Consider the following 23,148-nt stretch of genomic DNA (forward strand, 5'->3'; position numbering starts at 1 on the left):
CCGGAGGGGCTTGGGGGCATGTGCCGGATGGGTTTGAAGACATGTGCCGGAGAGGCTGAAGACATGACACGCGTGGCCGCCATCGACTGCGGAACCAACTCGATCCGTCTGCTGGTCGCGGACGCCGACCCCGCCACCGGGGAGCTCGTCGAGCTCGACCGGCGGATGGAGATCGTCCGGCTGGGGCAGGGCGTCGACCGGACCGGCCGGCTCGCCCCCGAGGCGCTGGAGCGGACCTTCGCCGCCTGCCGGCAGTACGCGGCGGTGATCAAGGAGCTCGGAGCGGAGAAGGTCCGCTTCGTCGCCACCTCCGCCTCCCGGGACGCGGAGAACAGGGACGACTTCGTCCGCGGGGTGCTGGACATCCTGGGCGTCGAGCCCGAGGTGATCACGGGCGACCAGGAGGCCGAGTTCTCGTTCGACGGGGCCACCAAGGAGCTCGTCGGGCGCGACGACCTGGCGAAGCCGTACCTCGTCGTGGACATCGGCGGTGGCTCCACCGAGTTCGTCGTCGGCGACGACCGGGTGCGGGCGGCCCGGTCCGTGGACATCGGCTGCGTCCGGATGACCGAGCGCCACCTCGTGCGGGACGGTGTCGTCGGCGACCCGCCCGCGCCGGCCGCTTTCGACGCGATCCGGGCCGATGTCGAGGCCGCCCTGGACCTTGCCGAGGAGACCGTCCCGCTCACCTCGGCGGCCACGCTCGTCGGTCTCGCCGGAACGGTCACCACGATGGCCGCCATCGCGCTGGGGCTCGACGCGTACGACCCCGAGGCGATCCACCACTCCCGTATCTCTCTGGAGCAGGTCCGGGAGATCACCGGGCGGCTCCTCGCCTCGACCCACGCCGAGCGTGCGGCGATCGGCGCGATGCACCCGGGGCGGGTCGATGTGATCACCTCGGGGGCGCTGATCCTGCTGGCCGTGATGGAGCGGACCGGGGCGCACGAGGTCGTCGTCAGCGAACACGACATTCTCGACGGCATCGCCTTCTACGCGGCCCGCTGAGACCGGTCCAGCGACCGGCCACGAGCGCCGCTCATCAGCACCCCGGCCTGCACTTTTGAGCCGCTGGAGCCCCTCTGCGGGCACCTTCGGAGACGCGGCGCGACGAAGTTCGTGAACTTCTTCACAAGGAATTCGGCCCCTTGGTGCGGACTTCTGCTCCGAACGGGCCTGCGGGAGGGTGTGCGGGGTCGCTCGCGCCTCGTACGGGACGGTTCCGGGCGCGTTGCGGGAGTGTGAATCAGGGGGGTGGTTCACCCCGCTCGGCGGCTCAAGGGCCAGCTCACAAGCGGTGAACAACGTTCGCCAGAGTGTCGTGGTTCCCCGGCCGGGCCATGACCTGGGTCACGTGGGCGGCGAAGTGTAGCAGAGGGTGGGCCATACCTTGTGAAGGGGCTCACGAGCGTGCCCCCCGAGGGGGGTGGATACTCGATGGCATGAGCACCACGGAGCGTCCCAGGATCCTCGTAGTAGGCGGTGGGTACGTAGGCCTGTACGCAGCTCGGCGCATCCTGAAGAAGATGCGCTACGGCGAGGCGACCGTCACGGTCGTCGACCCCCGGTCGTACATGACCTACCAGCCCTTCCTCCCCGAAGCTGCTGCCGGCAGCATCTCGCCTCGGCATGTCGTCGTCCCGCTGCGACGCGTGCTGCCCAAGGCCGAGGTCCTCACCGGCCGCGTCACGACCATCGACCAGGACCGCAAGGTCGCCACGGTTGCGCCGCTCGTCGGCGAGGCCTACGAGCTGCCCTTCGACTACCTGGTCATCGCGATGGGCGCCGTCTCCCGTACCTTCCCGATCCCCGGCCTGGCCGAACAGGGCATCGGTATGAAGGGCATCGAGGAGGCCATCGGCCTGCGCAACCACGTCCTCGAGCAGCTGGACAAGGCTGACTCGACGACCGACGAGGACGTCCGCCGCAGGGCGCTGACGTTCGTCTTCGTGGGCGGCGGTTTCGCCGGTGCGGAGACCATCGGCGAGGTCGAGGACATGGCCCGCGATGCGGCGAAGTACTACACGAACGTGAAGCGCGAGGACATGCGCTTCATCCTCGTCGACGCCGCCGACAAGATCCTTCCCGAGGTCGGCCCGAAGCTGGGCACCTGGGGCCGGGAGCACCTGGAGTCCCGCGGTGTCGAGGTCTTCCTCTCGACCTCCATGGACTCCTGCGTCGACGGTCACGTGGTGCTGAAGAACGGCCTGGAGGTCGACTCCAACACCATCGTGTGGACCGCCGGTGTGAAGCCGAACCCGGCGCTGGCCCGCTTCGGTCTGCCGCTCGGCCCGCGCGGCCACGTCGACACCTCCGAGAAGCTCCAGGTGCAGGGCACCGACTACATCTGGGCCGCGGGCGACAACGCCCAGGTTCCGGACCTGGTCGGCCGCAAGGCCGGCAACCCGAACGCCTGGTGCCCGCCGAACGCCCAGCACGCGCTGCGTCAGGCCAAGGTCCTCGGTGACAACGTCATCTCCGGGATGCGCGGCTTCCCGCAGGGTGACTACAGCCACGCCAACAAGGGTGCGGTCGCCGGTCTGGGCCTGCACAAGGGCGTCGCGATGATCGTCATGGGCAAGGTGAAGATCAAGCTCAAGGGCCGTCTCGCCTGGTACATGCACCGTGGCTACCACGGCATGGCGATGCCGACCTGGAACCGCAAGATCCGGATCTTCGCCGACTGGACCCTGGCGATGTTCCTCAAGCGCGAGGTCGTCTCGCTCGGCGCCATGGAGACTCCGCGCGAGGAGTTCTACGAGGCCGCCAAGCCGGCGCCGGCCCCCGCCGCCGCCAAGCCCGTGGGCGAGAAGGCCAAGGCCTCCTAGTTCCCGCACCCGGACGGGAGGGCCCCGGCCCTCCGGTCCGGTCCGCGGATCTCCGCATCCGCGACAGACAGTCGCACGACGCCCGAAGGGGCCGTCCGCCATCCGTGGTGCGGGCGGCCCCTTCGGCGTATCGGCGTAGGCCGGCGCGGCAGCCGCCGGAGGAGCACGGGGGCCAGTAGCCCGGCGGATGCGTGTGCGGTACAGGTATTTTGCCGTTCCATTGCGCAGTAGCGGGATGGCCCGGCCGCCGGAAACTGTTGAGGGGGTGTACCTCGCCGTGGCGCCAAGGGTGCCGGGGCGTGGTCCGAGACATGTGTGGGCATGTCTGGGCACGTTGGGAAACACCATCACGGAGGTGTGCGCCATGGCAGACGCCGCGTTGCGGCTGACCGCTCTCGCCCAGGAGTTGCTGGGAGAACCCCTACCGGTCCGCATCCGGGCCTGGGACGGCAGTGAGTCCGGACCCCCCGGTGCCCCTGTCCTCGTCATCAGGAACCGCCGTGCCCTGCGCCGCCTGCTGTGGAAACCGGGCGAACTGGGCCTGGCCCGCGCCTGGGTGGCCGGCGAGCTCGACATCGAAGGCGATCTGTACGCGGCCCTGGACCTGATGGCCGGGCTGCTCTGGGAACGCGGCGGCGAAGCGAAGGACAGCGTCCACCCGGTCCGCGACCCGAAGCTGCGTGCCGCCGCCAAGGGACTGCTGCAACTGGCCGGCCCCTGGCCTCCGCCCCCGCCGCCGCCCGAGGAGGTACGCCGCCGCTCCGGCACGCTGCACACCAAGCGCCGCGACAAGGAGGCCATCAGCCACCACTACGACGTGGGCAATGACTTCTACGAACTGGTCCTCGGCCCGTCCATGGTCTACTCCTGCGCCTACTGGGAGGACGGCGGGAACCTCGAGGACGCCCAGCGCGACAAGCTCGACCTGGTCTGCCGCAAGCTCGCACTGAAGGAGGGCGACCGCCTCCTGGACGTCGGCTGCGGCTGGGGCTCCATGGCCATCCACGCCGCCCGTGAGTACGGCGCCCACGTCACCGGAGTGACCCTCTCCGTCGAACAGGCCGCCTTCGCCAGGAAGCGCATCGCCGAAGAGGGCCTGACCGACCGCATCGAGATCCGGGTCCAGGACTACCGGGACGTCAGGGACGGCCCCTACGACGCCATCTCCTCGATCGGCATGGCCGAACACGTCGGCTCGGTCCGCTACCGCGAGTACGCCGACGACCTCTACGCACTCCTCAAGCCCGGCGGGCGACTCCTCAACCACCAGATCGCCCGCCGCCCGGAGAAGGACGAGTCCGCGTACCACGTGGACGAGTTCATCGACGCCTATGTCTTCCCGGACGGCGAACTGGCCCCGGTGGGCCGGACCGTCGCGACGCTCGAAGAGGCCGGTTTCGAGACGCGCGACGTCGAGTCGCTCCGCGAGCACTACGCCCTGACCCTGCGCAGCTGGGTCGCCAACCTGGAGCGGGACTGGGACAGCGCGGTGCGGATGACCACACCCGGCCGGGCCAGGGTCTGGCGCCTCTACATGGCCGCCTCCGCGCTCTCCTTCGAGCACAACAAGATCGGCGTGAACCAGATTCTCGCGGTCCGCCCGGCCGAGGGCGGGGGCGCCCGCATGCCGCTGCGCGCCCGCGACTGGAAGGCGTCCGCGACCGGCTGATCCCGGGACACGGACGTGACGGAGGGCCGGTACCCGCTGGATGCGGGTACCGGCCCTCCGTCAGTTCTGTTGCGTACGCGTACTACTCCGTCTTGATCGCCGTCAGCATGTTCAGCTTCGCGGCGCTGCGGGCCGGCCACATCGCGGCCAGCACCCCGACCAGTCCGGCCAGCAGCAGGAAGACCGCGATCCGGCCCCACGGCACGACCAGGACGTACTGCGGGATCTCGGCCGACACGGTCCGGCCGATCGCCCAGCCGAGGAACAGCCCGAGCCCGATGCCGACCACCGCGCCGAACAGCGAGATGACGACGGCCTCCAGCCGGATCATCCGCTTGACCTTGCGCCGGTCCAGGCCGATCGCCCGCAGCATGCCGATCTCCTGCTGCCGTTCGAAGACCGACATGGCCAGGGTGTTGACGACCCCGAGCACCGCGATGATCAGGGCCATCGCCAGCAGGCCGTACATGATGTTCATCGCGAGGTTGATGGAGCCGCCGAACATGTCGCGGATGTCGTTGCGGTCCATGACGCTCATGCCGGGGTTGTCACCCAGCGCGTCCACCAGCGCCTGCTCGTTGGCCGTGCTCGCGCCGCCGTCCGTCTTCACCCAGATCTCGCGGATGTCCGCACGGCCCTCGTGCGGGGCCACGACATCGCGGGGGATCAGGACGGGCGACAGGAACTCGTTGTCCTTGTAGAGCGCGCCGATCCGCAGGCTGTCCTTCTTGTCGTCGTCGTACGTGACCGGAACGCTGTCCCCGGTCTTCCAGCCCTGTGACTTCGCGGTCTTCTCCGAGACGGCGATCTCGCCCTTGCCGAGGGAGTCCAGCGAGCCCGAGAGGGTGTCGATGGAGAGGACCTTCTGCACATCACCGGGGGTGACACCGGACGCCGAGAGCGAGGTGTCGCCGATGTCCAGCCAGACGGACTGCTGGGGCGAGACGGCGGTGACGCCGTCGGCCTTCTCCAGCGCGGTGAGCGCCGACTCGTCGAGCGCGTCGCCACTCGCCATCGAGACCATGTAGTCGGCCTTGATGTTGTCCGTCGTCATCTTGTCGACCGCCTGGCCGAGGGTGACGCCGAGCACCGAGATGCCGGTGACGAGGGTGAGCCCGATCGCCAGCGCGGAGGCGGTGGCGCCGGTACGCCGGGGGTTGCGGACCGCGTTCTGCGCGGCCAGCTTGCCGGAGACCCCGAACAGCCGCCGCAGCAGCGGGCGCACCAGGGCGATCGCCGGGCGGGACAGCAGCGGGATCAGGATGATGATGCCGATCAGCGCCAGGAAGGCGCCGGCCGCGATGGCGACCTGAGCATTCGTTCCGGACTGTGCCGCACCGGCCACGACCGCCGCCCCGCCGAGCAGGGTGATGACCGCACCGAGCGAGTTGCGGAGCACCAGGGACTTCACCGTGGCCGCCGCGTACAGGCTGTTCATCGCCGCGACCGGCGGGATCCTCGCGGCCCGGCGGGCGGGCAGCCAGGCGGCGAGCACGGTGATCAGGACACCGACGCCGAAGGCGGCGACGACGGTGAGCGGCGCGACCACGAGCGGTCCGGCCGGGATCTTCCCGCCGATCAGACTCATCGCGGAGCGCAGCCCGGTCGCGAGGCCGAGGCCCAGGGCGAAGCCGATGACGGACGCGATCAGGCCGACCACGGCCGCTTCGAGCAGCACCGAGCGCTTGACCTGGCGGCGCGAGGCGCCGACGGCGCGCAGCAGCGCCAGCTCCTTGGTGCGCTGGGCGACCAGCATGGTGAAGGTGTTGGCGATCAGGAAGATGCCGACGAAGAGAGCGATGCCCGCGAAGGCGAGCAGCAGCTTGTTGAGGCTGCTCAGGCCGGACTCGATCTGCTCGGCCTGCTCGTCGGCGAGCGCCTTGCCGGTCTTGGCCTCGGCGTCCTCGGGCAGCAGGGGCTTCACCGCGGTCAGGAGCTGCTGGTCGGAGGCGCCCGGCGCGGCGGTGACGGAGACGTTCCGGAACTCGCCGGGGCGCAGGAAGAGCTGCTGGGCGACGGGGGTGTCGAAGAGGACCAGGCTGCCGCCGGCGTTGACCGCACCGTCCTCGGTGGTGAAGACCCCGGACAGGGTGTACTCCTTCACCGGCCCGTTGGTGGCGACGCGCACCTTGTCGCCGACCTTGTACTCGCCCTTCTTCGCGGTGTCCTTGTCCAGGGCGACGCTGCCCGCCGCGGTGGGCCCGGTGCCGTCGGTGAAGGCGTACTGGGAGTCCTTGCCGTCCTTGCCGGGGGCGAAGTTGGCGCCGGTGTTGGACCAGCCGTTGCCGATCAGCTTGCCGTCGGGGTCGGCGACCCCGGCGAAGCCGTCGACGCGGCCGGCGGCGGTGCCGACACCGTCCAGCGCCTCGATCTTCTTCAGGGTGGCGGCGTCGATGCCGCGGGACTTCGGGTCGCGCTGGTCGGCATAGGTGGTGACCGCGACGGCGACGTCGTCGTAGTTCTTCGCCGACTGGTTGCGGAAGGCGTTGCCGAGGGTGTCGGTGAAGACCAGGGTGCCGGAGACGAAGGCCACGCCGAGCATCACGGCGAGGACGGTCATCAGCAGCCTGGCCTTGTGCGAGAGCACATTGCGCAGGGCGGTACGGAACATGTCTGTCAGTCCTGGGGGAGGGGGGCCGGAAGGGGGGGGCGCGGGAGGAGCCAGGGCTCAGCTGGTGCGGCCCTTGGCGTCGAACGCCTTCATCCGGTCCAGCACCCCGTCCGCGGTGGGGTGCATCATCTGGTCGACGATCGCCCCGTCCGCGAGGAAGATCACCCGGTCCGCGTAGGAGGCGGCGGCCGGGTCGTGGGTCACCATCACCACGGTCTGGCCGAGCTCGCGCACCGAGTTGCGCAGGAAGCCGAGGACCTCGGCGCCGGAGCGGGAGTCCAGGTTTCCGGTGGGCTCGTCACCGAAGATGATCTCGGGCTGCGAGGCCAGGGCGCGGGCCACCGCGACGCGCTGCTGCTGCCCGCCGGAGAGTTCGGTGGGCCGGTGCTTCAGCCGGTCGGCGAGGCCGACCATGTCGATGACCTTGTGCAGCCAGTCCTGGTCGGGCTTGCGGCCCGCGATGTCCATCGGCAGCGTGATGTTCTCCAGCGCCGTCAGCGTCGGCAGCAGGTTGAACGCCTGGAAGATGAAGCCGATCTTGTCCCGGCGCAGCTGGGTGAGCTGCTTGTCCTTGAGGGACCCCAGCTCCGTCTCGCCGATGCGCACCGAACCGCTGCTGAAGCTGTCGAGACCGGCCACGCAGTGCATCAGCGTGGACTTGCCGGATCCCGACGGGCCCATGATCGCCGTGAACTCGCCCTGCGGGAAGTCGACGGTGACCCGGTCCAGGGCGGTCACCTTGGTCTCGCCCTCTCCGTAGACCTTGGAGAGTTCCGTGGCGCGGGCGGCCACCGCGGTGGCGCGGTGAGCGGTGGACATGGTGGTCACGGGAGACTCCAGGGTCGGGTTCGTACGGGACGGGCCCTCGCCGCCCGACGGCCCCGCCGAACGGCGAGGGCCCGGGGGAGGGGCACATCTCCATCGTCTCCGCCGATCGGCCGCCGGGCGTCACTCCCGGTGCCCGTTCCGGGGGCCGCCTTGAGTCGCACCACAGGCTCTCGGCGTACTCCTGCGGTATGACACCTACCGCGCGACACCCGTTCATCCGGCCTACCGACGTACACCTGCGTGCGCGCGGGGGCCGGGCGGTTCAGCGGAACGCGGCGGCGTTCTCCGCGACCCACTGCCGGAACGGTCTGGCAGGGGAGCCGGTGACCTGTGAAACCGTGTCGCGCACCGTCAGTATCGCGTCGTTGACGTCCCCGCCCGTGATGTCGAGCACTGCGTCCGCGGCTTCGTCCCCGAAGACCGCGGCCATCCGGGCGTGGGCCTCCTGCCGGCTGATCCCGGCGAACGGCACCTGCCGCTCCAGTACCGCGGCGATGGCCTCGGCCTGCTGCCGGGCCGTCACGCGCTCCGGACCGGTCAGGGCATACGTACGCCCGTGGTGGCCGGGCTCGGTCAGCGCCACCCGGGCCACCGACGCGATGTCCGAGGGGTGGACCGTGGGGAGTCCGGTGTCCGCATAGGGTGCGCGGACCGTCTCGTGTGCACGGATCGACGCCGCCCACATCAAGGAGTTCGAAGCGAATTGCGTCGGCCGCAGGATCGTCCACTCCATGCCGCTGTCCTTGAGGAGCTGCTCGACCGCCAGGTTCTCGGCCGCGGGGCCGAGGTGCGGATGGGTCTGGACCGTAATGGACGACACGAGCACCACGTGCTCCACACCCGCCTGCCGGGCGGCCTCGAGGATGTCGGCGTCCGAGCCCAGACGCGACACGAGGAACAGCGAGCGCACCCCGTCCAACGCGCGCTCCAGCGAATCCGTGTCCGCGAAGTCGCCCTCGACGGCCTCTGCCCCTTCGGGGAACACGGCCCTCGCGGCGTCACGGGTGAGTCCTCTCAACGGCCCGGCACCGTACGCGTGCAGCTCTTCGAGCAGTGCGCTTCCGATGTTCCCGGTGGCTCCCGTTACGAGAATCATGAGTACCAACTCCTGTCGTCGGACGGTCAACTGGAGGAGACGCTAGGAGCTCAATCACGCTTCAGGTCAAGGCCGTTCCGGTCCCTCCGGCGACCACCTCGGTGACCTGTCCGCAGGACGGCTCCGCCCGCTACCGCGGCGGGGCCGTCGACCCGCGCGGGACCAGCCGGGCCGCCGCGTCCTCGAAGCCCTCCGCCGTGCCGTCGGTGACCAGGGACAGCAGGGTGCGCGCGGCATGACCTCCGTACGCCGGGATGTCGCGGCTCAGCGCGGTCAGCGGCGGGCGGACGACCCGGGAGAGCTGGGAGTCGTCCCAGGCGACGAGGGAGAGGTCGTCCGGCACGTCGAGCCCCATCTCCTGGGCGACCGAAAGGCCGGCCACGGCCATGATGTCGTTGTCGTAGATGACGGCGGTGGGGCGTTGCGGGGAGCTGATCAGCCGCCGGGTCGCATGTGCGCCGTCCTGTCCCGAGTAGTCCGTGTGGACGATGACCGGTTCGCCGAGGCCGAGTTCGGCGCAGATCTCGCGCTGGGCCCGGTCGCGCAGCTGTGTGTGGTTGAGGCCGGGCAGTCCCGCGACGCGGCCGACCGACCGGTGGCCCAGTGCGGTCAGATACGTGAGGGTGTCCCGGAGCGCCGCGTGCTCGTCCGACCATACGGAGGGGAGCGGGCCGGCCGCCGAGGGGTGGCCGATCACCACGGCCGGCAGCCCCATGCCGACGACGCCGTCGATCCGCGGGTCCGGACCGCGCAGGTCGGCGAGGAACACGCCGTCCACTCGGCCCTCGCCCCACCAGCGGCGACAGACCTCCAGCTCCTGCGCCGGATCGGTGACGACCTGGAGGAGCAGGGCGCAGCCACGCGGCGAGAGTTCGCTCTCGATCCCGCTGATCAGCTCCATGAAGAACGGCTCCATGCCGAGCAGCCGGGCAGGCCTGCACAGGGCGAGGCCGACCGCGTCGGCCCGGGCGCGGGTGAGGGCGCGGGCGGCGCTGTTGGGCTGCCAGCCGATCTCCTGCGCGATGGCCTTGATGGTGGCGCGGGTCGTGGGGGAGACGCCCGGCCGGTCGTTCAGGGCGTAGGACACCGCGACCTTGGAGACCCCGGCGCGGCGCGCTATGTCGGCGATCGTGGGTCGGTGTCTGGGCAATGCGACCTCGCTTAACCGGTTCGTATGAAATGAACGCCCTAGTCGCCGGTCCCTCTCGCGTGCGGCTTCTCTCCAGGAAGGATGATCGCTCAACTGCCCCTGAAAATAAAGAGATGGGAGCGCTCCCGCTCTCTTGACATGCCCTCCCGGCGGCCTTAACTTCACGGCACTTACCCGGTTCAGTAACTCCGCTCGGCAGGGACGGCGGGGAGAAGGAGGGACGATGGGCTCGGGATTCCGGGGACGGACCGCGGCCACGCTCGCCGTGATCGCACTCGCCGCCACCGCGTGCACGGGGGGCGGCTCCTCGGCGGGCGGCTCGGGCGGTTCCGGCGGCGGGAGCGGCGGTGCGCTTCCGCGCAACGAGACGCTCTACACCACCGGTACGCAATGGGGGCCGCCGGCCAACTACAACCCGCTGCACAACTGGGACCACGCGACCGGCACCAAGGGGCTGGTCTACGAGACGCTGTTCCACTTCGACCCCAACGCGGGCAAGCTGACGCCCTGGCTGGCGGAGTCGGGCAGCTGGACCGGCGACAAGACGTACGAGGTGAAGCTCCGTCCGGGCATCACCTGGTCGGACGGGAAGCCGCTGACCGCCAAGGACGTGGCGTACTCCTACGGGCTCGGCAAGATCGAGGCCTCGTCCTTCCACACCCTGTGGAGCTGGCTGTCGGACGCGAAGGCGGTGGACGCCACGACGGTCCGCTTCACCTTCAAGGAGGCCCGCTACCAGGAGTGGGACTTCACGCTCTACGGGCAGCCGGTCGTCCCGGAGCACATCTGGAGCAAGCGCGCCGAGAAGGAGATCCTCGACGGCGTCAACGACAAGCCGGTCGGCACCGGCGCGTACACGCTCAAGAGCCACTCCCAGGACCGGGTCGTGTGGCAGCGGCGCGACGACTGGTGGGGCGTCAAGGCGCTCGACATGAAGCCCGCGCCCCGGTACATCGTCGACGTCTCCAACCCCAGCAACGAGGTCGTCATCGGCCAGCTGGGCCAGGGCCAGCTGGACCTCAGCAACAACTTCCTGCCCGGGGCCTCCTCGCTGATCAAGAGCAAGAAGGTCGTGTCGTACTACGACAAGCCGCCCTACATGCTCTCCGCCAACACGGCCTGGCTGGTGCCGAACACCACGAAGAAGCCGATGAACGACGCGGCCTTCCGCAGGGCGCTCGCCGCCTCGGTCGACACCGGGAAGATCGTCAAGGGCGTGTACGGGGAGCTGGTCAAGCCCGCCAACCCGACCGGTCTGCTCCCGCAGTGGGACAAGTTCGTCGACCAGGACCTGGTGGCCCGCGAGGGCTTCTCCTTCGACACCGGCAAGGCCAAGCAGATCCTCGCGGACGCCGGGTACAAGGACACCGACGGCGACGGCCTCGTGGAGAACAAGGACGGCTCCAAGATCAGTCTCAAGCTGGCCGTGCCCACCGGCTGGACCGACTGGATGGAGGCCGCCAAGGTCATCGCCTCGTCCGCCAAGGACGCGGGCATCAGCATCACCACCGAGTTCCCCGACGCGAACGCCCTCAACGAGACGCGCGGCAAGGGCAACTTCGACCTGGTCGTCAACAACGAGCGCCAGCTGTCCAACACCCCGTGGACGTACTACGAGTACATGTTCCAGCTGCCCGTCCAGAAGCAGCAGAACACGGTCAACTTCGGCCGGTACGAGAACGAGGAGGCCTGGAAGCTCGTCCAGGAGCTCGGCGGGGTGAAGACGGACGACACCGAGGGCATGAAGAAGGTCATCTCGAAGATCCAGGAGATCCAGCTCAAGGAGATGCCGGTCATTCCGCTCTGGTACAACGGCCTCTGGGCCCAGTCCACCACCGGGAGCTGGACGAACTGGCCGTCGGATGCCGCGGGTGCGCCCAAGTACGCACCGGCGCTGTGGCGCAACTGGCTGGAGATGGGCGGCTTTGAAGCCCTCACCCAGATCAAGCCCGTCAAGTGACACGGCTGTTCTGAGAGAGCGGCCGGCCCCGTGCCGGCCGTTCCGAGAGGGCGGCCGACTCCGCGCCGGCCGTTCCGGGAGGGCGGCCGGCCCCGTGCCGGTCGCTCTCGATTCCATGACCGCCCCGCCGTGCGCCTGCCGCCCTGACCGCCGCCCGTACGGCGGGGCTCTCTCCGGGGAGCTCCCTTGCGCCGCTACTTCGCCCGCAAACTTCTGATCTACGCACTGACCTTCGTCGTCGCCGTCACCGTCAACTGGATGATCCCGCGCTTCATGCCCGGTGACCCCGTCGCCGCCATGGTGGCCAGGGCCCGGGTCTCGCAGCCCGAGGCCGTCGAGGCCATGCGCGCCTACTACAACAACCTCTTCGGCTTCGACGAGCCCGTCTGGCAGCAGTACCTGCACTTCTGGGGAGCCCTGCTGCAGGGCGACTTCGGGCTGTCCATCTGGGTCTTCCCCAAGCCGGTCGCCGACGTGCTGCTCGACGCACTCCCGTACACGCTGGGGCTGATGATCCCGTCCGTCCTGCTCAGCTGGTTCGTCGGCAACTGGGCCGGGGCGCTCGCCGCCCGCCGCAAGGTGCTCGACAACACCGTGCTGCCGGCCGGGTACCTGCTGACCGCGATGCCGTACATGTGGATCGCCGTCATCCTCGCCTGGGCGCTCGGCTCCAAGGCGGGCTGGTTCCCGCTCTCGGGCGGCTACAGCCTCGACATACAGCCGAACTGGTCCACCGCCTTCGCCGTGGACCTGCTCCAGCACTGGGTGCTGCCGTTCCTCTCGCTCTTCCTGGTCGCGCTCGGGGGCTGGGCCATCGGCATGCGCAACATGATCATTTACGAGCTGGAGTCCGACTACTCCTCGTATCTGTCGGCCCTCGGCGCACCGCAGCGGCTCATCCGCCGCTACGCCTTCCGCAACGCGGTCCTGCCCCAGATCACCGGACTCGCCCTCCAGCTGGGCGTCCTGGTGGCCGGGGCCCTCGTCACCGAGATCGTGTTCGCCTATCCGGGGCTCGGCTCGCTGATCCTGGCCGCTATCCAGAACCAGGACTTCTTCCTGCTCCAGGGCGCGTTCCTGTTCATCGTCATCGGCGTACTGATCGCCAACTTCCTCATCGACATCGTGTACGTCGTCGTCGACCCCCGGACCCGTACCGGCATGGCAGGAGGCCAGTCATGAGCACCGTGCCCGAACCGGCCACAGACACCGGCCCCGCTGCCGGACCCGCGGCCGCCGCGGCCAAGCCGGGCCGCGAGACGCTCCACTACGCCGTGCGCAACCCCAAACTCATCATCGGGTTCACCGTCGTCGTGCTGCTCCTGCTCACCGGCATCATCGGCCCGCCGCTGCTCGACAACGCCGACCCCAACGAGTACGTGGGCCCGCAGGCCGCGCCGCCCGACGGCACGTACTGGATGGGCACCACCACCTTCGGCCAGGACGTGTACGCCCAGTTCGTGCACGGGCTGCGCGCCACCTTCCTGGTCGGCGTCGTCGGCGGGGCCATCGCCGCCGCCATCGCCATGCTCGTCGGCTTCCTGGCCGGCTACCGGGGCGGAGCGGTCGACGAGATCCTCAACATGATCACCAACGTGGTCCTGGTGCTGCCCGCCCTCGCCGTGCTGCTGATCATCAACGCCTACCTCGGGGTCCGGTCGGTCGCCGTGCAGGGCCTGTTCATCGGGCTCACCTCATGGCCCTGGGCGGCGCGCGCCATCCGGGCGCAGACGTTCTCGCTGCGCACCCGGGAGTTCGTGGACCTGGCCCGGCTCAGCGGCAGCGGCACCTGGCGGATCGTCTTCCGCGAGATCGCGCCCAACATGAGCTCGTACCTCTTCATGATGTTCATCCTGCTCTTCGGCGGATCCGTCCTGATCGCCTCCTCCCTCGACTTCATCGGGCTCGGCCCCACCGAGGGCGTCTCGCTCGGGATGATGCTGCAGAGCGCCCAGCAGTGGAGCGCGCTCCAACTCGGCATGTGGTGGTGGTTCGTCCCGCCGGGCGCCGGGATCACCGCGATCGTCGGCGCGCTCTACGTCGCCAACGTCGGACTCGACGAGGTCTTCAACCCGAAGCTCCGGGAGGCCTGAGACATGACTTCCACCGTGACCGATCCCGGAGAGGCCCTGAGCACATGACCCTGACCGTGACCGACCTCCGGGTCCACTACCGCACCCTGCGCGGCGAGGTCCGGGCCCTGGACGGCGTCTCCTTCGACCTGGCCGACGGGGAGATCCTGGGCCTGGCGGGCGAGTCCGGCTGCGGCAAGACGACGCTCGGCAAGTCGCTGATCCGCCTCGACGGCCGGATGCGGCACGCGGGCGGCACCGTCACCCTGGACGGCGACGACGTCCCGGTCGCCGACGACCGGGCGATGAACGCCTTCCGCTTCCACCGGATCTCGCTCGTCCCGCAGTACTCCATGAGCGCCCTCAACCCGACCCGCCGCATCGGGCGCATGATCCGCGAACTGCTCGCCTCGCGCGGGGTCAGCGTGGACACCGCCGAACTGCACCGCCGCCTCGACCTGGTGGGCCTGGACCACGACGTCCTGAACCGCTACCCGATCGAGCTCTCCGGCGGCATGAAACAGCGCACCGTCATGGTGATCTCCACCCTCCTCGACCCGTCCGTCCTCATCGCGGACGAGGTCACCTCCGCCCTCGACGTCTCCACCCAGCGGGCCGTCGTCGGCGCGCTCACCGGGCTGCGCGACAAGGGCCTGGTCACCAGCATGATCTTCGTGACGCACGACCTCGGCCTCACCTCGCACATCGCCGACTCGATCATGGTGATGTACGCGGGCAAGCTCGCCGAGAAGGCGCCCACGAAGGTCCTGACGACCGCGCCCCGCCACCCGTACACCAAGCTCCTGCTCGGCTCGCTCCCCGAGGTCGGCGCCCGGTACGCCGACAAGCCGCTCAAGGGCATCGCGGGCTCCCCGCCCTCCCTCCTCGACCCCCCGGCCGGCTGCCGCTTCCGCGACCGCTGCCCCATCGCCGACGACGGGTGCGCCGAGGAACCCCCGGTCGTGGAGATCGCCCCCCGTCACTCCGTCGCATGCTGGAAGGCCTGATGCTGACCCTCGACCACGTCACCAAGACCTACCGCGCCGGAGCGTTCGGCGGCGGCTCCGTCACCGCCGTGGACCGGGTGTCCTTCACCGCCGCGCCCGGCGAGGTCGTCTCCCTCATCGGCGAGAGCGGCAGCGGGAAGTCCACCATCGGCCGGATGATCCTCGGGCTGACCGGCGTCAGCTCCGGCAGTCTCACCCTGGACGGCCGGCCGGTCCGCCCCGGAAAGGACTTCTACCGCCGCGTCCAGGGCGTCTTCCAGGACCCCTTCTCCTGCTACAACCCGGTCTTCCGGGCCGACCGCGTCTTCGACATGATCCGCCGCGCCTACCACCCGGGCGTGCCCGACAGGGAGTGGGCCGACCGCGTCGAGAAGGCCGTACGGGACGTGCGCCTGGACCCCGGACAGGTGCTGGGCCGCTACCCGCACCAGCTCAGCGGCGGCCAGCTGCAACGCCTCCTCATCGCCCGCGCCCTCCTGCTCGACCTGAGCTTCCTGGTCGCCGACGAGATCACCAGCATGCTCGACGCCTCCACCCGTATCGACGTCCTCAACCTCCTGGCCGTCCTCAAGGAACGCGGCCTCGGCGTCCTCTACATCACCCACGACCTCGCGCTCGGAACCTACCTCGCCGAGAAGACCGTGGTGCTGCGCCGAGGAAGAGTCGTCGAACGCGGCGACACCCAGAAGGTGTTCGGCAACCCGCTCCACCCCTACACCCGCACCCTGCTGGCCGCCGTGCCCCGGCTCAACACCCCGTGGGACCCGCCGGAGCCCCTGGAGAACTGCGCCTTCCACGAGGCGGGTTCGCCGGACACCGACCTCTACGAGACCGAGCCGGACCACTTCGTCGCCTGCGCCCAGCTCCCCGACTGCGGAAGGACCTCCGCGTGACCCTTCGCCACCTGCCCCTGCACGACGGCTGGACGCTCACCGCGGACGGTCCAGTGCCCGTGGGGCTCCCCACAGGGGGCGTGCCCGTCACCGTGCCCGGCTGTGTCCACACGGACCTGCTCGCGGCGGGCCTGATCGACGACCCGTACCTGGACGACAACGAGAACCGGCTGACCTGGATAGGCCGCACCGACTGGACGTACCGCACCACGTTCGACTGGACGCCGGACGGGCACGACCACGCCGACCTGTGCTTCGACGGCCTCGACACCGTCGCCACCGTCCTGCTCAACGGCATCGAGGTGGGCCGCGCCGCCAACCAGCACCGCAGCTACCGCTTCCCCGTCCGCGCCCTGCTGGCCGAGGGCGCCAACACCCTCGACGTACGGTTCACCGCCCCGTACACCTACGCCGAGGAGCTGCGCGACCGGCTCGGCGACCGGCCCGGCGCCTATGCGGAGCCGTACGCCTTCATCCGCAAGATGGCGTGCAACTTCGGCTGGGACTGGGGGCCGACGCTCGTCACCTCCGGCATCTGGCGGCCGGTCGCCCTGGAGACGTGGAGCGGTCCGCGGATCGCGGCCGTGAAGCTGCTGCCGGACCTGGACGCGGAGGGCGTGCCGCGCCTGACCGTCGAACTGGAGGTGGAGCACGACGGCCTTGCACCGCTGTCGGGCGAGGTCGGGGTGATCGGCGCGGCTGCTGTCTTCGTCGCCACGGAGGACGAGCAGCGGGTCACGGTCACCCTCTCCGTCCCCCAGGCCGAGGTCTGGTGGCCGCACAGCCACGGCGAACAGCCGCTGTACGAAGTGACGGTCCGCCTCGGCGAAGACGTCCGGCAGTTCAGGACCGGCTTCCGCGCCGTCACGCTCGAGCGCGAGGCGTTCCGCTTCGTCATCAACGGCGAGCCCGTCTTCGTACGCGGCGTCAACTGGATCCCCGAGGACTGCTTCCCCGCCCGCCTCACCCGGCAGCGGATCTCCGACCGGCTCGACCAGGCGGTCGCCGCCGGGGTCAACCTGGTCAGGATCTGGGGCGGCGGCCTCTACGAGAGCGACGACTTCTACGAACTGGCCGACGAGAAGGGCCTGCTGGTCTGGCAGGACTTCCCCTTCGCCTGCGCCGCCTATCCGGAGGAGCAGCCGCTGTGGGACGAGGTGGCGGCCGAGGCCCGGGAGAACGTCACCCGCCTCGCCCCGCATCCCTCCCTCGTCCTGTGGTGCGGCAACAACGAGAACCTGGAGGGCCACGCCGACTGGGGCTGGCAGAAGGACCTGGGCGACCGGACCTGGGGCCACGGCTACTACCACGAGCTGCTCCCCGCGATCGTCGCCGAGACGGACCCGACCCGCCCCTACTGGCCCGGCTCGCCCTACTCCGGCACCGAGGACATCCACCCGCAGGACCCGGCACACGGCACGATCCACATCTGGGACGTGTGGAACCGGGCCGACTACCGCGCCTACGCGGACCGGGTGCCGCGCTTCGTCGCCGAGTTCGGCTTCCAGGGCCCGCCCGCGTACGCCACCCTGCGCCGCGCCGTCAGCGGTCCCCTCACCCCCGACGCCCCGCTCCTGGCCCACCACCAGAAGGCCGAGGACGGCAACGCCAAGCTGCTGCGGGGCCTGGGCGACCACCTGCCGCAGCCGGGCGCGGACTTCGACGACTGGCACTGGCTCACCCAGCTCAACCAGGCCCGGGCCTTGGCGTTCGGCATCCGCCACTTCCGCTCCCACAGCCCGTACTGCATGGGCACCATCGTGTGGCAGCTCAACGACTGCTGGCCGGTCGTCTCCTGGTCGGCCGTCGACGGCGACGGTCGCCGCAAGCCCCTCTGGTACGCCCTGCGGGCCGTGTACGCGGACCGTCTGATCGCTGTACGCGACGGAGCCGTGCACCTCGTCAACGACGCCTCCACGCCCTGGGCCGGCACGCTGCGGCTGACCCGGCACGGCCTGGACGGGGCGGTGCTGGCCGAGGAGGAGGTGGTGGTGAGCACGGCCGCGCGCTCGGTCGGCCGGGTCCCGCTGCCGCCGTCGGTGGCCGAACCGGCCGACCGGACCCGCGAGGTCCTGGTCGCGCGGATCGGCGAGACCAGGGCGGTGGAGTTCTACGAGGAGGACACCCGCCTCGCGCTGCCGCCGGCCCGGTACGACGTCACGGTGACGGAGAGCGGGAGCGAGGCGCCCGGCTACCGCGTGGAGGTGACCGCCCGCACCCTTCTGCGGGACCTCGCGCTCTTCCCCGACCGGCTGGACCCGACGGCAGAGGTGGACGAGATGCTCGTCACGCTGCTGCCCGGGGAGAGCACGGTGTTCATGATCACAGGGGCGGTCCTGGCGGACCCGCAGGCCCTGGGCGCGCACCCGGTCCTGCGCTGCGTGAACGACTCCGTCAACCGGTAGGGGTGGCGCGGCCCTGGCGATCCATGGCGCGCGCCTGGCGAATCGGCTGTGTGGGTGCGGCGACTTTCCGTCAATTCGAATACGGTGCCGCCGCACCCGCCATCCCGCCCAGGCGTGTGACTATGCCGTCTGCCTGTGCTGACGGGCACTCAAGAGATCAATAAAATAGGACAACATCGAGCCACTGTCCGTCTGGTCGGGGCAAGCCCCCGGATAGGGTCATGTGCCAACGCGGAGCCGCGCGCCAAGCCCGGATGGTGGAATGCAGACACGGCGAGCTTAAACCTCGCTGCCCCTCGGGGGCGTGCCGGTTCGAGTCCGGCTCCGGGCACCATTGCGCGCACGGGGGCGCATGTGCAAGAGGGGCCCGCACGGTGCCTGACGGAGGCCTGGGCGGAGCCGACCGGCTGCCACCTCGGCACACATCCGGTCACCGTCAGGTGATCATGGTTCAACGCGCTGTGGACATCCGTGGCCGGGTATGGAGAATGAATCCTCCTGTCCGGTCGTTGCGGGGGTCATATGAACGTCAACCTGTTAGTTGTGGCGGTAGGGCTGATAGTTGGCCTGCTGGCCTACTTCGTGCCGACGGTGGTCGCCTTCTCGCGAGGTGTGCCGAACAAGGGCTCCGTACTCGTGGTGAACCTGTTCCTCGGGTGGACCCTGGTGGGCTGGGTCGTGGCGATGGCGATGGCGGCGCGCAGCGCGCAGCCGCAGGGGCCCCGCTACTGAGGTGCCCGGCCCGGCCGTGCCGTGAGCGCCCGCGCCGGCCCTTCGGGGACCGTGTCCGGCAGTTGGGGCCGGGCCCGGATGCCCCCGTGCCCCACCACACCTGATCCGCGGTCCGCCGTGCGCTGGGCCCTCCGCCGACGGAGTGGGCCCTGCCGGGCGGTCGTGCGCGGCTGTCTTTGGGACCTGGATTGGGCCCACGGGCCCGTGCCCGAACATACGCACCCCTCGTAACCTCCGACCCCTAAGGCCATCGGGGAGGACACAAACATGCCACGGACGAGGTGTCGGGGGGCCATGTCCTCGCGCGGTGCATGGGACGACCGGGGTGGAACCGCCCTGGAGTACGTCGGCATGGTCCTGGTCGCCGTGGCCATCGTGGGCGCCCTGTTGGTGACCGGCCTCGCCGGGCAGATCAGTGAGCGGTTCTCGTGCGCCATCTCCTCCGTCACGGGCGGCGGCGGATGCACCGGCGGTGGCGGGAACGAGGCGGGCGGCGATCCCAACGCCGAGTTCGAGCCCCTCACCTGCGCCACGGTGACCAAGTCCGGAACCCAGGGCGGCAAGTTCGGGGTCTCGTTCGAGACGCTCGGCGTCGAGTTCGGCGGCGAGTTCGGTTTCGAGGAGACGACGACCAAGGCGAAGACGGACGTCAACAAAGACGGCAAGATCGACGACAACGACGAGCAGGTCTCGCTCACCTTCACCGACGCCGGCTCGATCAAGGGCACGGAGAAGCCCAAGGGCCGTATCAAGATCGGCGACGTGGGCAAGGACAAGGTGGAGATCGCCGCCGGTCTCACCGTCACCACGGGCGACACCTGGGTCTTCGACAGCCAGGAGGAGGCGGACCAGTTCCGCAAGGACCTCCAGGAGTACAAGAAGCTCAGCCGGCTGAACAAGCTCTCCAACCTCAGCCCGATCGTGGGCGGTTCCACCGAGATAGCCAGCTGGTTCGGCAAGGGGCCCAAGGCCGAGGAGAGCCGCCTCAAGCAGAACATCGAGGACAAGCTCGGCAACAAGCACATCACCACGCAGAAGATCAGCCTCGAAGTCGCCGCCCAGGCCGGGTTCCAGTTCGGCGCGGGCATGAACGCCCCCGACACGACGAACGCCGACGGCACGACCACCCCGGCTCCCAAGCCCGGCGCCACCGTCGAGGCCGGCCTCAAGATCTCCGAGGCCCAGGAAGTCACGCTGACGCAGAACCACATCAACAACACCGATGCGTACACCTACCAGGCCAAGGCCACCGGCGGTGCGTACGCGAAGGGCGAGGCCGGTCCGGCCAAGGCGGGGGCGGAGGCCGCCGGTTCGGCGGCCGGTGCCATCACCGTCACGGTCGACAGCAAGACCGGCAAGGTGAAGAGCATCACGATGACGCGGACCCTGGAGGGCAAGGCTGAGGCCGGCGCAGGCCTCAAGGGCGACGTCAACGGCAACGCGAAGGGCGGCGGGACCACCACCCAGGTCATCACCACCACCGTCCCCCTGGACGACAAGAACATGTCCAAGGCCGAGTCCGACGCCATCAAGGCCCAGATGTTCTCCGGCCAGGGCATGAACAGCGCCTTCAACTACCTGTTCACGGGAACACCGGTGCCGACCTCGGACCCCGGTCCGGGCGACCCGTTCGGCCACTACGCGTTCAACCACGGCCAGGTCAGCAAGCAGGAGTACGACGGTTCGTCCTCGTCCGAGGAGATCGGCCTCGACGTCAACCTGGAAATCGCCGGCATCAACGGCGCCTACACCAGCTCCGAGTCGCAGAAGAGCCTGACGAAGGCCGAATTCCTGGGGGCTCCCTCAGGTGGCCAGCGCTCGTTCTTCCCGTACAGCTACTGTGCCAAATGATCCACAGGTACAAGGAGACGTGATCATGACCAAGCTTTCCGTCCGGCGGACGGTGCGGGCTGTCGCCGTCACCACCGCTGTACTCACCGCCGGTCTGATGCTCACCGCGTGCGGCGGCGAGGAGGGCTCGGACAAGGCCGCGCCCGCCACGCCGAGCGGCTGGAAGAAGCTCGCAGGACCGACGGTGTCCCTCGTCTACCCGGCCGGCCTCACCGAGCAGAGCAAGGCGGAGCGCGGCAAGCTCAACGACGCCGCGGCCCTGCAGAGCGAGGGGGACCGCCCGACGGTGAAGGTATCCATCCAGAGCGGCTTCGCCGAAGCCTCGACCGGGGACGACGCGGCCTCGGTCGGCAGGGCCCTCCTCATGGCGAGCACCGAGGTGAAGAGCACGAAGGACGCGGACATCAAGGGTGCGAAGGATGCCAAGCGCATCGACTTCACCTACACCGGTACGGGTGTGCCGCAGTCGCCGCCGAAGGGCGCGACGGTCGACGGCGTGGTCATCACGGGCGTCGACTCCGAGGGAAAGATCTACTCCGTCCGCATCGACGCCCAGGAGGGCAAGCTCAGCGACGCGGACCGGACGAAGATCGTCGACAGCATCCAGGTGAAGTAGCGCCCGAACGCCGGGCGACGACGAAGAGGCAGCCGAATGTCCCGATACGACGTCCACCGCGGGTACGCCCCCGCCCACGCGCCCGTCCACGACCGGCCGCGGCTGCTGAACTTCATGCTGCCCTGGGCCGCGGGCATCGTGGTGATGCTGGCGACGCAACTGGCCCTCGCCATCCTCGTCTGGGACATCATCACGGGCGACGACGTCTCGACCATGGACTCGCCGGTCCGCACCGTCCTGCTGCTCCACCTGCCGTCCGCGGCCTGCGTCGCTCTGGGCACCTGGGCCGCGGCGGCGATGCACCAGGGGGCGTCCCGGGAGTCGCGGATACGGCACTACGTCGCGGCGTTCGCCCCGGCCGTCGGGCTGCAGCTGGTGATCTTCTTCTCGCAGGGGGGCGACCTCACCGTCCTCACGTTCCTGGTGCAGCTGGTCGTCCTGGTGGTTGGCTGTGCGGTGGGTTTCCTCGTCGACAGGCTGCGCAACGATTAGAAGGTCCTCCATGGATACGTCGCTCGTCATCACCGGTGTGGTCGCGCTGGCGGCGCTCAGATCTCTGGGCCGGACGGCACTTCAGCTGCGCGGCGCCCGCTCCGGCGTGACCGCGCCGGCGCGCTGCGTCCGGGTGTACGAGCGGGACTCGGCGACGGGCTCGACGGGCGACCGTCGGGCCTGGTACGTCTTCGCGTTCACCGCACAGAGCGGGGAGTGGGTGGAGTTCCGGAACGGTGGCAACAAGCGCTTCCCCGAGGGGGCGCGGGTCACGGTCCGCTACGACCCCGCCGACCCGGGCAGGACGGCCACCCTGGCAGGCAGCCCACGTGCCGCGCTGGCAGAGGGGGCTGTCTCCCTGCTGCTGATGGGGCTGGTGCTGCTGATGTTCCTCACGGACTTCCCGGAGAACCTGTTCGACTGACCGGCCGTTCCGCCGGTTGTCAGTGCCCTCTGCTGTGATGACGTACGGAAGCGACGACGGGCGACGACGCACAGCGCGGAGGCGGAACAGTGGGCACGTGGGGCGCGGGCAACTTCGACAGCGACACGGCGGCGGATCATCTCGGGGACCTGGTCGGCCGGTTGGTGGCCGAGGTGACCGAGGCGATGGCCGGTGATCCGGTGGAGCTCGAACCGGACGAGTACGGGGGCGTGACCGTCCCCTGCAACCTGGAGCTGCTGCTGGTCCTGGACCGGCAGGGCTGGGTGGGGGTGACCCTTCCGGCGCCGGAGGTGATCCGGTCGTGGCAGAAGACGTTCCTTGCGGTGTGGGAGGCGACGATCGACGGCCTGGAGCCGGACGCGGCATACAAGGAAGAGCGTCGGAAGGTGCTCAACGAGACGTTCGAGCGCCTGGCCGAGGCGTCGGCGGAGGCAGCGGCGTAGCGCCCGCCGGGCGCGGGCGGTGCGCCGCCCCTCCGCAACGCCGCTGACAA

19 protein-coding genes and 1 tRNA gene are annotated in these 23,148 nt (G+C 69.8%); 16 read left to right on the forward strand and 4 right to left on the reverse strand.

What is annotated here, in order from left to right; translation table 11 throughout:
* Positions 1-63 precede the first annotated feature (63 nt).
* The 3 genes from ACIOEW_RS23635 to ACIOEW_RS23645 all read left to right on the forward strand — a co-directional run bounded on the left by ACIOEW_RS23635 (position 64) and on the right by ACIOEW_RS23645 (position 4,497).
* Positions 64-1,008, forward strand: coding sequence for a Ppx/GppA phosphatase family protein (locus ACIOEW_RS23635; protein WP_362542812.1), 945 nt, complete (start codon positions 64-66; stop codon positions 1,006-1,008).
* A gap of 434 nt (positions 1,009-1,442) precedes the next feature.
* Positions 1,443-2,828, forward strand: coding sequence for an NAD(P)/FAD-dependent oxidoreductase (locus ACIOEW_RS23640; RefSeq protein ID WP_362542815.1), 1,386 nt, complete (start codon positions 1,443-1,445; stop codon positions 2,826-2,828).
* A 364-nt stretch (positions 2,829-3,192) separates the two neighbouring features.
* Positions 3,193-4,497 (forward strand): class I SAM-dependent methyltransferase, encoded by a 1,305-nt coding sequence (locus ACIOEW_RS23645; RefSeq protein WP_401965705.1) that lies wholly within the window; start codon positions 3,193-3,195, stop codon positions 4,495-4,497.
* Positions 4,498-4,579: 82 nt separating this feature from the next.
* Here ACIOEW_RS23645 and ACIOEW_RS23650 read toward each other — a convergent pair whose 3' ends face one another.
* The 4 genes from ACIOEW_RS23650 to ACIOEW_RS23665 all read right to left on the reverse strand — a co-directional run bounded on the left by ACIOEW_RS23650 (position 4,580) and on the right by ACIOEW_RS23665 (position 10,182).
* Positions 4,580-7,108, reverse strand: coding sequence for an ABC transporter permease (locus ACIOEW_RS23650; protein ID WP_401965707.1), 2,529 nt, complete (start codon positions 7,106-7,108; stop codon positions 4,580-4,582).
* A gap of 57 nt (positions 7,109-7,165) precedes the next feature.
* Positions 7,166-7,936, reverse strand: a complete 771-nt coding sequence (locus tag ACIOEW_RS23655) for an ABC transporter ATP-binding protein (RefSeq protein ID WP_362542824.1) — start codon at positions 7,934-7,936, stop codon at positions 7,166-7,168.
* A gap of 262 nt (positions 7,937-8,198) precedes the next feature.
* Positions 8,199-9,032 (reverse strand): NAD(P)H-binding protein, encoded by an 834-nt coding sequence (locus ACIOEW_RS23660; RefSeq protein ID WP_401965710.1) that lies wholly within the window; start codon positions 9,030-9,032, stop codon positions 8,199-8,201.
* 130 nt (positions 9,033-9,162) lie between these two features.
* Positions 9,163-10,182, reverse strand: a complete 1,020-nt coding sequence (locus ACIOEW_RS23665; RefSeq protein ID WP_362542830.1) for a LacI family DNA-binding transcriptional regulator — start codon at positions 10,180-10,182, stop codon at positions 9,163-9,165.
* Between the two features lie 223 nt (positions 10,183-10,405).
* Here ACIOEW_RS23665 and ACIOEW_RS23670 point away from each other — a divergent pair, with 223 nt between their 5' ends.
* From ACIOEW_RS23670 to ACIOEW_RS23730, 13 genes are all read left to right on the forward strand, one after another.
* A complete protein-coding gene (locus tag ACIOEW_RS23670) occupies positions 10,406-12,142 on the forward strand; it encodes an ABC transporter substrate-binding protein (RefSeq protein WP_401965712.1) in 1,737 nt (578 codons plus the stop codon).
* Positions 12,143-12,328: 186 nt separating this feature from the next.
* On the forward strand, positions 12,329-13,324 hold the full coding sequence (locus ACIOEW_RS23675; protein ID WP_350999929.1) for an ABC transporter permease: 996 nt from the start codon (positions 12,329-12,331) through the stop codon (positions 13,322-13,324).
* Positions 13,321-14,235: an ABC transporter permease gene (locus ACIOEW_RS23680; protein WP_401965715.1), complete on the forward strand. Its 915-nt coding sequence runs from the start codon at positions 13,321-13,323 to the stop codon at positions 14,233-14,235. Before ACIOEW_RS23675 ends, ACIOEW_RS23680 begins: the two co-directional genes overlap by 4 nt.
* Positions 14,236-14,279: 44 nt before the next feature.
* Positions 14,280-15,221: an ABC transporter ATP-binding protein gene (locus ACIOEW_RS23685; RefSeq protein WP_401965717.1), complete on the forward strand. Its 942-nt coding sequence runs from the start codon at positions 14,280-14,282 to the stop codon at positions 15,219-15,221.
* On the forward strand, positions 15,206-16,114 hold the full coding sequence (locus ACIOEW_RS23690) for an ATP-binding cassette domain-containing protein (protein WP_362542842.1): 909 nt from the start codon (positions 15,206-15,208) through the stop codon (positions 16,112-16,114). Before ACIOEW_RS23685 ends, ACIOEW_RS23690 begins: the two co-directional genes overlap by 16 nt.
* The gene (locus ACIOEW_RS23695; RefSeq protein WP_401965719.1) at positions 16,111-18,519 is read left to right on the forward strand and encodes a glycosyl hydrolase 2 galactose-binding domain-containing protein; all 2,409 of its coding nucleotides are present in this window, start codon (positions 16,111-16,113) and stop codon (positions 18,517-18,519) included. Before ACIOEW_RS23690 ends, ACIOEW_RS23695 begins: the two co-directional genes overlap by 4 nt.
* Before the next feature lie 248 nt (positions 18,520-18,767).
* Positions 18,768-18,853: transfer RNA gene (locus tag ACIOEW_RS23700), tRNA-Leu, on the forward strand.
* Between the two features lie 209 nt (positions 18,854-19,062).
* On the forward strand, positions 19,063-19,251 hold the full coding sequence (locus ACIOEW_RS23705; protein WP_362542847.1) for a superinfection immunity protein: 189 nt from the start codon (positions 19,063-19,065) through the stop codon (positions 19,249-19,251).
* Positions 19,252-19,545: 294 nt separating this feature from the next.
* The gene (locus ACIOEW_RS23710) at positions 19,546-21,102 is read left to right on the forward strand and encodes a hypothetical protein (RefSeq protein ID WP_401965722.1); all 1,557 of its coding nucleotides are present in this window, start codon (positions 19,546-19,548) and stop codon (positions 21,100-21,102) included.
* A 25-nt stretch (positions 21,103-21,127) separates the two neighbouring features.
* Positions 21,128-21,718, forward strand: a complete 591-nt coding sequence (locus ACIOEW_RS23715; RefSeq protein ID WP_362542853.1) for a hypothetical protein — start codon at positions 21,128-21,130, stop codon at positions 21,716-21,718.
* A gap of 36 nt (positions 21,719-21,754) precedes the next feature.
* On the forward strand, positions 21,755-22,210 hold the full coding sequence (locus tag ACIOEW_RS23720) for a hypothetical protein (protein WP_362542856.1): 456 nt from the start codon (positions 21,755-21,757) through the stop codon (positions 22,208-22,210).
* A gap of 10 nt (positions 22,211-22,220) precedes the next feature.
* Positions 22,221-22,634: a DUF3592 domain-containing protein gene (locus tag ACIOEW_RS23725; protein ID WP_401965725.1), complete on the forward strand. Its 414-nt coding sequence runs from the start codon at positions 22,221-22,223 to the stop codon at positions 22,632-22,634.
* 89 nt (positions 22,635-22,723) lie between these two features.
* Positions 22,724-23,098: a DUF4259 domain-containing protein gene (locus ACIOEW_RS23730; RefSeq protein ID WP_401965726.1), complete on the forward strand. Its 375-nt coding sequence runs from the start codon at positions 22,724-22,726 to the stop codon at positions 23,096-23,098.
* Positions 23,099-23,148 lie beyond the last annotated feature (50 nt).

The sequence above is a fragment of the Streptomyces sp. NPDC087901 genome (assembly GCF_044742205.1).
In the GTDB taxonomy this organism is placed as follows: Bacteria; Actinomycetota; Actinomycetes; order Streptomycetales; family Streptomycetaceae; genus Streptomyces.

What these genes read in the sequence shown, in the direction of transcription:
- ACIOEW_RS23635 (WP_362542812.1), top strand. Translation starts at nt 64, where the DNA reads ATGACACGCGTGGCCGCCATCGACTGCGGAACCAACTCGATCCGTCTG.
- ACIOEW_RS23640 (WP_362542815.1), top strand. Translation starts at nt 1,443, where the DNA reads ATGAGCACCACGGAGCGTCCCAGGATCCTCGTAGTAGGCGGTGGGTAC.
- ACIOEW_RS23645 (WP_401965705.1), top strand. Translation starts at nt 3,193, where the DNA reads ATGGCAGACGCCGCGTTGCGGCTGACCGCTCTCGCCCAGGAGTTGCTG.
- ACIOEW_RS23650 (WP_401965707.1), bottom strand. Translation starts at nt 7,108, where the DNA reads ATGTTCCGTACCGCCCTGCGCAATGTGCTCTCGCACAAGGCCAGGCTG.
- ACIOEW_RS23660 (WP_401965710.1), bottom strand. Translation starts at nt 9,032, where the DNA reads ATGATTCTCGTAACGGGAGCCACCGGGAACATCGGAAGCGCACTGCTC.
- ACIOEW_RS23670 (WP_401965712.1), top strand. Translation starts at nt 10,406, where the DNA reads ATGGGCTCGGGATTCCGGGGACGGACCGCGGCCACGCTCGCCGTGATC.
- ACIOEW_RS23680 (WP_401965715.1), top strand. Translation starts at nt 13,321, where the DNA reads ATGAGCACCGTGCCCGAACCGGCCACAGACACCGGCCCCGCTGCCGGA.
- ACIOEW_RS23685 (WP_401965717.1), top strand. Translation starts at nt 14,280, where the DNA reads ATGACCCTGACCGTGACCGACCTCCGGGTCCACTACCGCACCCTGCGC.
- ACIOEW_RS23690 (WP_362542842.1), top strand. Translation starts at nt 15,206, where the DNA reads ATGCTGGAAGGCCTGATGCTGACCCTCGACCACGTCACCAAGACCTAC.
- ACIOEW_RS23710 (WP_401965722.1), top strand. Translation starts at nt 19,546, where the DNA reads ATGTCCTCGCGCGGTGCATGGGACGACCGGGGTGGAACCGCCCTGGAG.
- ACIOEW_RS23715 (WP_362542853.1), top strand. Translation starts at nt 21,128, where the DNA reads ATGACCAAGCTTTCCGTCCGGCGGACGGTGCGGGCTGTCGCCGTCACC.
- ACIOEW_RS23720 (WP_362542856.1), top strand. Translation starts at nt 21,755, where the DNA reads ATGTCCCGATACGACGTCCACCGCGGGTACGCCCCCGCCCACGCGCCC.
- ACIOEW_RS23725 (WP_401965725.1), top strand. Translation starts at nt 22,221, where the DNA reads ATGGATACGTCGCTCGTCATCACCGGTGTGGTCGCGCTGGCGGCGCTC.